This is a genomic window from Nocardioides dubius (assembly GCF_039528155.1).
GTDB classification, from domain to species: Bacteria; Actinomycetota; Actinomycetes; order Propionibacteriales; family Nocardioidaceae; genus Nocardioides; species Nocardioides dubius.
Window position 1 is genome coordinate 250573 of sequence record NZ_BAAALG010000002.1, and the last position, 8219, is coordinate 258791.

Annotated in this window: 6 protein-coding genes; 1 reads left to right on the forward strand and 5 read right to left on the reverse strand. The window is 68.7% G+C overall.

Features of this window, described 5'->3' with window-relative positions; genetic code table 11:
* Window positions 1-6 precede the first annotated feature (6 nt).
* The 5 genes from ABD151_RS03010 to ABD151_RS03030 form a co-directional block, all read right to left on the reverse strand.
* Window positions 7-1773 carry an ABC transporter substrate-binding protein gene (locus ABD151_RS03010; protein ID WP_343991196.1) on the reverse strand — a complete coding sequence of 589 codons (1767 nt, stop codon included), beginning with the start codon at window positions 1771-1773 and terminating at the stop codon, window positions 7-9.
* An 81-nt stretch (window positions 1774-1854) separates the two neighbouring features.
* The gene (locus ABD151_RS03015) at window positions 1855-2862 is read right to left on the reverse strand and encodes an ABC transporter permease (protein WP_343991198.1); all 1008 of its coding nucleotides are present in this window, start codon (window positions 2860-2862) and stop codon (window positions 1855-1857) included.
* Window positions 2863-3002: 140 nt separating this feature from the next.
* Window positions 3003-4796: an aspartate--tRNA ligase gene (gene aspS / locus ABD151_RS03020; RefSeq protein WP_343991200.1), complete on the reverse strand. Its 1794-nt coding sequence runs from the start codon at window positions 4794-4796 to the stop codon at window positions 3003-3005.
* A 30-nt stretch (window positions 4797-4826) separates the two neighbouring features.
* Window positions 4827-6170, reverse strand: coding sequence for a histidine--tRNA ligase (hisS, locus tag ABD151_RS03025; protein WP_343991202.1), 1344 nt, complete (start codon window positions 6168-6170; stop codon window positions 4827-4829).
* The gene (locus ABD151_RS03030) at window positions 6170-6880 is read right to left on the reverse strand and encodes an MBL fold metallo-hydrolase (RefSeq protein WP_343991645.1); all 711 of its coding nucleotides are present in this window, start codon (window positions 6878-6880) and stop codon (window positions 6170-6172) included. Before ABD151_RS03030 ends, hisS begins: the two co-directional genes overlap by 1 nt.
* An 83-nt stretch (window positions 6881-6963) precedes the next feature.
* Here ABD151_RS03030 and ABD151_RS03035 point away from each other — a divergent pair, with 83 nt between their 5' ends.
* The gene (locus tag ABD151_RS03035) at window positions 6964-8199 is read left to right on the forward strand and encodes a DUF349 domain-containing protein (RefSeq protein ID WP_343991204.1); all 1236 of its coding nucleotides are present in this window, start codon (window positions 6964-6966) and stop codon (window positions 8197-8199) included.
* Window positions 8200-8219 lie beyond the last annotated feature (20 nt).

Consider the following 8219-nt stretch of genomic DNA (forward strand, 5'->3'; position numbering starts at 1 on the left):
GTTCGGTCACTGCTTGACGCCGATGAGGCCGAGCTCCGGGTAGGACGAGGAGGCAGCGGTGGTGGTGAAACCGGTCACCTTCGAGCCGTGCATCCAGTTGAACTTCTGGTTGTCGAGCGGGATGTAGCCCACGTCCTCACCGAGGAGGGCGTCCGCCTCCTGCAGCTTGGCAATCTGCTCCTCCACGGAGGCAGCGTTGGCAGCCTCGTCGATGAGCTTGTTGAAGGCGTCGCTCTCGTAGCAGCCGTAGTCGTTGTTGCACGACGTGGCCGAGATGTTCGGGCGGCTGTCGAACAGCGGCGGCAGGACCGTCATGACCGACGGCCAGTCAGCACCCCAGCCGGCCCAGGCGATGTCGATGTCCTTGTCCGGGCTGGCGAGGACGTCGTAGTAGGTGGCTCCCTGACCGTCGAGGGTCACGTCGAAGCCCGCCTTGTTCCAGCTCTCCTGGAGAACCGAGAACGCCTTGTCGTAGGTCGGCGACTTCTGGTAGGCGACCTTGAGCTTCACCTTGCCGTTGACACCGGCCTCCTGCAGGAGCGCCTTGGCGGCCTCGATGTCGCCGTCCAGGTTGCGGTCGGCCCAGGCCGGGTTGGGCTTGTAGCCGGTGACGCCCGGGTTGATGATCGAGTCGGCCGGCTCGGAGACCAGCTCGCCGCCCAGCGCCTTGATGAAGCCGTTGATGTCGGCGGAGAGGCCGATCGCGCGACGAACCTTCGGGTCGGTCACCGTCTTGGCGTTCACGACCAGGTAGTCGGTGTAGGGCGACACGACGTTGGTGTAGCGCTCCTTCGGCTCACCGCTCTGGACCTTGAGCAGCTGCTGCGGGGCCAGACGCGCGGTGGTGATCGCGTTCTGGACGTCCGGGCTGTCCTCGATCAGCTGGTCGTTGAAGGTCTCGCCGGCGGTGTCGGAGTCGTTGACCTTCCAGTTGATCTGGTCCGGCAGGGCCAGACGCAGCTGCTCCGGGTCGTCGGTGGCCGGGTCGTAGTTCTCGTTGCGAACCAGCGTGCCGCCCTTGGCCTGGTCGAACTTGCCGCCCACGAACTTGTAGGGGCCGTTGGACAGGACGTTCCACTTGGACTTGTCGCCCTTGTCAGCGGACTTCTTGTACGGGTCGACCATCATCAGGCCGGCGATCGCGGCGTTGAAGTCCACCCACGGCTTGTTGAACCGGAAGGTGATCGTCTTGCCATCGCAGCTGACCGCGTCCTCGAACTGCTTCTGCTGCTCGGGGGTGGCCTTGTACGGGCCCGGGTAGGTCGACGTGCCGTCGGCCTTCTGCGGGACGTCGATGTAGCTCAGCGTGTAGTTCGGGCCGCCGGTGATCACGTCGTTGGCGAACGGACGGCTGGCGCCGTACTGGACGTCCTCACACGTGATGTCGGAGCCGTCCTCCCACTTGACGCCGTCCTTGAGCGTGAAGGCCCAGGTCTTGCCGCCGTCGGTCATGGTGCCGGTGTCGGTGGCGAGGTCGGCGACGGGCGTGTTGGAGACCTTCGGGTCCTCGCTCATCGGGAACGCGGTCAGGCCGCGGTACACGGTGCGACGCCAGTTGGCGAGCTGCACGCCGTAGTAGATGCGCTGCGGGTCGGCAGCCTCGAACAGGAAGTGCTGAAGGTAGTTCAGCTCGCCGCCGGCCTGGCCGGGCTCGGCGTTGTTGTTGCCGCTACCGCCATCACCGTCGTTGGAATCGCCGCCACAGGCAGCGAGCGCCAACCCCAGAGCGGTCGCGGCGCTGGCCGCCACCACCCTCTTCAGTTTCTTACCCATTGATTCCTCCTTCGGTGTGCAGCACCCGGTGCGGCACGGTCAACGACGTTGTGTCGCTGAGGTTGTGGGGATCGGTGCGGTTCACCGATCCGACTTGGGGTCGAGCGCGTCGCGAAGGCCGTCGCCGAGCAGGTTGAACGAGACGACGATGGCGGCGATCACGATCGCGGGGACAAAGAAGTAGGTGGCCACGATGTCGGCGTAGCGGACCGAGTCGGTCAGGATGTTGCCGAGCGTGGGCGTGGGCGCGGCGATGCCGACGCCCAGGAAGGAGAGCGCTGCCTCGGCGGAGACGAAGGCCGGCATCATCAGGGTGAAGCTGACCAGGATCGGCGCCCAGAGGTTCGGAAGGATCTCGCGGAAGTAGATGCGGGTCCGGGAGGCGCCCATCATCTGCGCGGCGTGCACGAACTCGCGCTCGCGCAGGGAGAGCACCTGGCCACGCACGATGCGGGCGATGCTGGTCCAGCCGAACGCGCCGAGCACGATCACCACGTAGACGGCGGCGGTGACGTTGCCGGCCGGCGTGTGCAGGTACGTGCGGACCATGATCAGACCGGTGGTCGAGAGCGCCAGCAGCATCAGCGTCTGCGGGAAGGCGAGGGTGAGGTCGATGATCCGGCCGATGATCGCGTCGACCCAGCCGCCGGCGGCGCCGGAGACGATGCCGAGCACCACGCCGAGCACCATCGCGATGATGGTGGCGGAGAGCGCGATCAGCAAGGAGAAGGTCAGGCCATACCAGACGCGCGACAGCGTGTCGCGGCCGACGCTGGGCTCCAGACCGAGCGGGTGCGACCAGGAGATGCCACCCCAGGCGGCATTGGGGCGCCCGAAGGAGTCCAGCGCGTCCTGGTTGGTCTTCAGCGGGTCGATGATGTTGAAGACGTGCACCGCGAGCGGCGCCGTCAGCGCGGCCAGGATGAAGAAGACCACGAACGCCAACGAGATCAGCGTCAGCTTGTCCTTGCGGAGGCGTCCCATCGCCAACTGCATCGGCGACTTGCTGGCGACGCTGGTGACCGGGGCTGCGATGTCGACTGCGGCGCCTGCCGCCTCGGCACCCAGCTTGGGTTCGGTTGTAGACATACCCACCTCGTCGTAAATGCGCTCGGCCGGTGGCAGGGGAATCCCCACCACCGGCCGTTGACTTTACGACTACCGAGGGCCCGATTCGGTCACCCGTGAGTAACGATCAGGTCTCAACCGGTCACGAAGTGTCCGGCAGGTCACACTTCCTGCGGGAGATCCTTCTCCGGCTTGGCATCCACACCGGCTTCCTTGCGCTGCTGCTCGGTGATCGGGGCGGGCGCCTCGGTCAACGGATCGAACCCGCCACCCGACTTCGGGAAGGCGATCACGTCGCGGATGGAGTCCGCGCCGCCGAGGATCGCGACCACCCGGTCGAGGCCGAGGGCGATGCCGCCGTGCGGCGGGGCGCCGAACTTGAAGGCCTCCAGCAGGAAGCCGAACTTCTCGTCGGCCTCCTGGGGCGAGATGCCCATGATGTCGAAGACCCGCTTCTGGACGTCCTCGCGATGGATCCGGATCGAGCCGCCGCCGAGCTCGGAGCCGTTGCAGACGATGTCGTAGGCGTAGGCCAGCGCCTCGCCCGGGCTCTGCTCCAGCGTGTCCAGGAACTCCGGCTTGGGGCTGGTGAACGCGTGGTGCACCGCCGTCCAGGCGCCGGCGCCCACGGCGACGTCGCCCGAGGCGACGGCGTCGTCGGCGGGCTCGAAGAGCGGCGCGTCGACGACCCAGGTGAAGGCGAAGGCCGACTCGTCGATCAGCCCGCAGCGACGGCCGATCTCCAGGCGGGCGGCACCCAGCAGCGCGCGGCTCGACTTGGCGGGGCCCGCGGCGAAGAAGATGCAGTCACCGGGGTTGGCCCCGGTGTGCGCGGCCAGGCCCGCCTTCTCGGCGTCGGAGAGGTTCTTGGCAACCGGGCCGCCCAGCTCACCCTCGGCGGAGATGGTCACGTAGGCGAGGCCCTTGGCGCCACGCTGCTTGGCCCACTCCTGCCAGGCGTCGAACTGACGGCGCGGCTGGTCCGCGCCGCCCGGCATCACCACGGCGCCGACGTACGGCGCCTGGAAGACCCGGAACGAGGTCTCGGCGAAGTACTCGGTGCACTCGACGAGCTCCTGGCCCATCCGCAGGTCCGGCTTGTCGGAGCCGTACTTGGCCATCGCCTCGGCGTAGGTGATCCGCCCGATCGGCAGCGACACCTCGTGTCCGCCCTGGGCCCAGACCTCCTTGATCAGCTCCTCCATCAGCGCGATCACGTCGTCCTGGTCGACGAAGCTCATCTCGATGTCGAGCTGGGTGAACTCGGGCTGGCGGTCGGCGCGGAAGTCCTCGTCGCGGTAGCAGCGCGCGATCTGGTAGTAGCGCTCCATGCCGCCGACCATCAGCAGCTGCTTGAACAGCTGCGGGCTCTGCGGCAGCGCGTACCAGCTGCCCGGGTGCAGCCGGGCCGGGACCACGAAGTCGCGGGCACCCTCCGGGGTGGACCGGGTCAGCGTCGGCGTCTCGATCTCCACGAAGTCGTGGCGGTCCAGCACGTCGCGCATCGCCTTGTTCACCTTGGAGCGCAGGCGCAGCAGTCGCTGCGGCTCGGAGCGGCGCAGGTCGAGGTAGCGGTACTTGAGGCGGGTCTCCTCGCCGACCTCGCCGCCCTTGGATGCGGCGGCGTCGTCGATCGGGAACGGCAGCGGGGCCGAGGTGTTGAGCACCTCGATCTCGGCGGCCACGACCTCGATCTCGCCGGTGGCGAGGTTGGGGTTCACGTTCTCGGCGGTCCGGGCGACCACCTCACCGGTCACCTTGAGGCAGAACTCGTTGCGCAGCGCGCCGGCGATCTCCTCGTCACGCACCACGACCTGGACGACACCACTGGCCTCGCGCAGATCGAGGAACGCCACACCGCCGTGATCGCGTCGGCGGGCCACCCAACCGGCGAGGGTGACGGTCTGGCCGACGTTCTCGGCGCGCAGGGCGCCGGCGTCATGGGTGCGGATCACAGTGAGGACTCCTTGGATGGTGGATGGTTGCTACTGATTGTCGGCCGAGGCGATGGTCGGCCTCAAATCGTTTGCCGGGGGCGTCCAGGTGGCCGGGTCGGCCTCGACCTGCTCGCCACTGCGGATGTCCTTCACCTGGTGCGTGCCATCGGCCTGCGCGAACCAGACGAAGGGGATGCCGCGCCGCTCGGCGGTGCGGATCTGCTTGCCGAACTTGCTGGCCGACGGGGCGACCTCGCAGGCCACTCCCCTGGCTCGCAGGCTGCTGGCGACGGCGTCGGCCTCGGCACGCGACTCCTCGTCGACCAGGGCGATGAGCACCGCACTGGGCACCGCACGGCTGGCGGTGACCAGCCCCTTGGAGATCAGCGGGACCAGCACCCGGCTGACGCCGAGCGAGATGCCGACGCCGGGGTAGGTGTTCTTGCCGTCCGAGGCGAGCGCGTCATAGCGGCCGCCCGAGCAGATCGAGCCCAACGACTCGTACCCGGCGAGCCGGGTCTCGAAGACCGTGCCGGTGTAGTAGTCGAGACCTCGGGCGATCGACAGGTCGGCGACGACGGCGACCCGCTCCGAGACCAGGTCGGCGCAGCCACGAACCAGCGCGGCGAGCTCGTCGAGGCCCTCGTCGAGCAGCTCGTGCTCGACGCCCAGTGCGCGGACGGCGTCCACGAAGGAGTCGTCGGCGGCCTGGATGGTGGCCAGCTCCAGGACGCGGTCAGCGGTGGCCGCGTCGATGCCGGCCTCGGCCAGCAGCAGCTCGTGCACCTTCTCCTTCGGGAGCTTGTCCAGCTTGTCGACCAGGCGCATCACCTCGTCGATCTGCTCGATGCCGAGGCCCGCGTAGAAGCCCTGGATCAGCTTGCGGTTGTTGACCTGGAGCCGGAAGGCCGGGAGGAAGTCGAGGCGGGTCAGCGCGTCGACCATCACCCGGGTGACCTCGACGTCGTGGTGGAACGGCAGGGTGTCGCGGCCCACGATGTCGATGTCGGCCTGCGCGAACTCGCGGAAGCGACCCTCCTGGGGGCGCTCACCACGCCAGACCTTCTGGATCTGGAAGCGGCGGAACGGGAACTCCAGCTTGCCGGCGTTCTCCAGCACGTAGCGAGCGAACGGCACGGTGAGGTCGAAGTGCAGCCCCATCCCGGCGTGCCCCTCAGCCGACTCCTCCTGCAGCCGGCGCAGCAGGTACACCTCCTTGGAGGTGTCCCCCTTGCGCAGCAGCTGGTCGAGCGGCTCCACGGCGCGGGTCTCGATGTTGGCGAAGCCGTGCAGCTCGAAGGTGGCGGCGAGCGAGTCGATGACCGCACGCTCCACCCAGCGCTGCTCGGGCAGGAACTCGGGGAAGCCGCTCAGCGGCGCGATCTTCGCCATCACAGGCCTCGGTTCACTCGGCCGGCGTCGCCGGTCTCGGCCAGGTCGACCAGGAAGGGGTTCACGGCACGCTCGCGGCCGATCGAGGTCTGCTCGCCGTGACCGGGCAGCACCACGATGTCGTCGGGCAGGGTGAGCACCTTGGTGCGCAGGCTGTTCAGCATCTGGGCGTGGTCACCACCGGGGAGGTCGGTGCGGCCGATGGAGCCGGCGAAGAGCAGGTCGCCGGAGAACATCACCTGGGAGATGTCCTGGTGGGCGTACGGCGTCCGGAAGACGATCGAGCCCTGGGTGTGGCCCGGGGTGTGGTCGACGTCGAAGCGCATGCCGGCGAGCTCCAGGGAAGCGCCGTCGGTGATCTCGCGGACGTCGTCCGGCTCGGCGAACTCGTACTTGCCGCCCAGCATCATCGAGGTGGTCTCCGCCGACATGCCCGGCATCGGGTTGGCCAGCAGGTGACGGTCGGCGGGGTGGATCCAGGCGGTGGCGTCGTAGGTGCCGGCCACCGGGGCCACGCACCACATGTGGTCGACGTGACCATGGGTGACCAGGACGGCGACCGGCTTCAGCTTGTGCTCGCGCACGACGTCGGCGACGCCGCTGGCGGCGTCCTTGCCGGGGTCGATGACGACACACTCAGAGCCGGCCTCGTTGGCGACGACATAGCAGTTGGTCCCCCACGGTCCAGCAGGGAATCCGGCGATGAACAACACGCACCTCGTAGGCCGATTTGAACACTCTGACCGGTAGAGCCTACCGAGGGCGGGCCGGGAGGTGACTACGATGGTCAACCATGAGCGCAGAGCAGGAGACTCCCTGGGGTCGAGTAGCCGAAGACGGCACCGTCTACGTCCGCACCGCCGATGGCGAACGCGCCGTGGGTCAGTACCCCGAAGGGACCCCCGAAGAGGCCCTGAAGTTCTTCACCAACCGCTACGACGCCCTCGCCTTCGAGGTCGACCTGCTGACCCAGCGGGTGGGCTCGGGAGCACTCGCCCCCGAGGAGGCGACGAAGTCGGTCAAGGCGGTTCGCGACCAGGTCGTCGACGCCCACGCGGTGGGTGACCTCGACGGCCTGCTGGCCAAGCTGGACGCCCTCACCCCGGTGCTCGACAAGCAGCGCGACGAGCGCAAGGCCGAGCGCGCCGCCAAGGTCGCCGAGTCGCGCGAGCGCAAGGAGGCGATCGTCGCCGAGGCCGAGAAGCTGGCCGGCAGCAACGACTGGCGCAACGGAGCCAACCGGCTGCGTGACCTCCTCGAGGAGTGGAAGGCACTCCCCCGGCTCGAGCGCTCGGCGGACGACGCCCTGTGGCGCCGGTTCTCCACCGCCCGCACCACCTACACCCGCCGTCGCAAGGCCCACTTCGCCGACCAGGCCGAGCGGCGCGAGGGCGCCCGCTCGGTCAAGGAGAAGCTGGCCGCCCAGGCCGAGGCGCTGGCCGACTCCACCGAGTGGGGTCCGACCGCGGGCAGGTTCCGCGACCTGATGCGTGACTGGAAGGCAGCCGGCCCGGCGCCCCGCGAGGTCGACGACGCCCTCTGGAAGCGCTTCCGCGGCGCTCAGGACACCTTCTTCGGCAACCGCGACGCCGCCAACGCGGCGCTGGACGCCGAGTTCGAGGCGAACGCGGTGGTCAAGGACCAGATCCTGGTCGAGGCCGAGGCACTGCTGCCGGTCACGGACCTGGAGGCGGCCAAGAAGGCGTTCCGCGACATCGCCGACCGCTGGGACGCGGCCGGCAAGGTGCCGCGTGGCCGGATCAAGGAGCTCGAGGCCCGGATCCGCAAGGTCGAGCAGGCGATCCGCTCGGTCGAGGACGAGCAGTGGCGCAAGAGCGACCCGGAGAAGTCGGCCCGCGCCGACGACATGATCGGCAAGCTGGAGACCGCCATCGACGAGACCAAGGCCAAGCTCGACGCGGCCCGCGCCGCCGGCGACGCCGGCAAGGTGAAGAAGCTCGAGGGCGACCTCGCCTCCCGCGAGGCCTTCCTGGAGATGGCCCGCAAGACCGCCGCCGACTTCAACTAGCCCGAACCAGCGCTAGTTCA

Excerpts from the sequence above, each read along its gene's own strand:
- hisS (WP_343991202.1), bottom strand. The coding sequence starts at position 6,170 with ATGGCGAAGATCGCGCCGCTGAGCGGCTTCCCCGAGTTCCTGCCCGAG.
- ABD151_RS03015 (WP_343991198.1), bottom strand. The coding sequence starts at position 2,862 with ATGTCTACAACCGAACCCAAGCTGGGTGCCGAGGCGGCAGGCGCCGCA.
- ABD151_RS03010 (WP_343991196.1), bottom strand. The coding sequence starts at position 1,773 with ATGGGTAAGAAACTGAAGAGGGTGGTGGCGGCCAGCGCCGCGACCGCT.
- ABD151_RS03035 (WP_343991204.1), top strand. The coding sequence starts at position 6,964 with ATGAGCGCAGAGCAGGAGACTCCCTGGGGTCGAGTAGCCGAAGACGGC.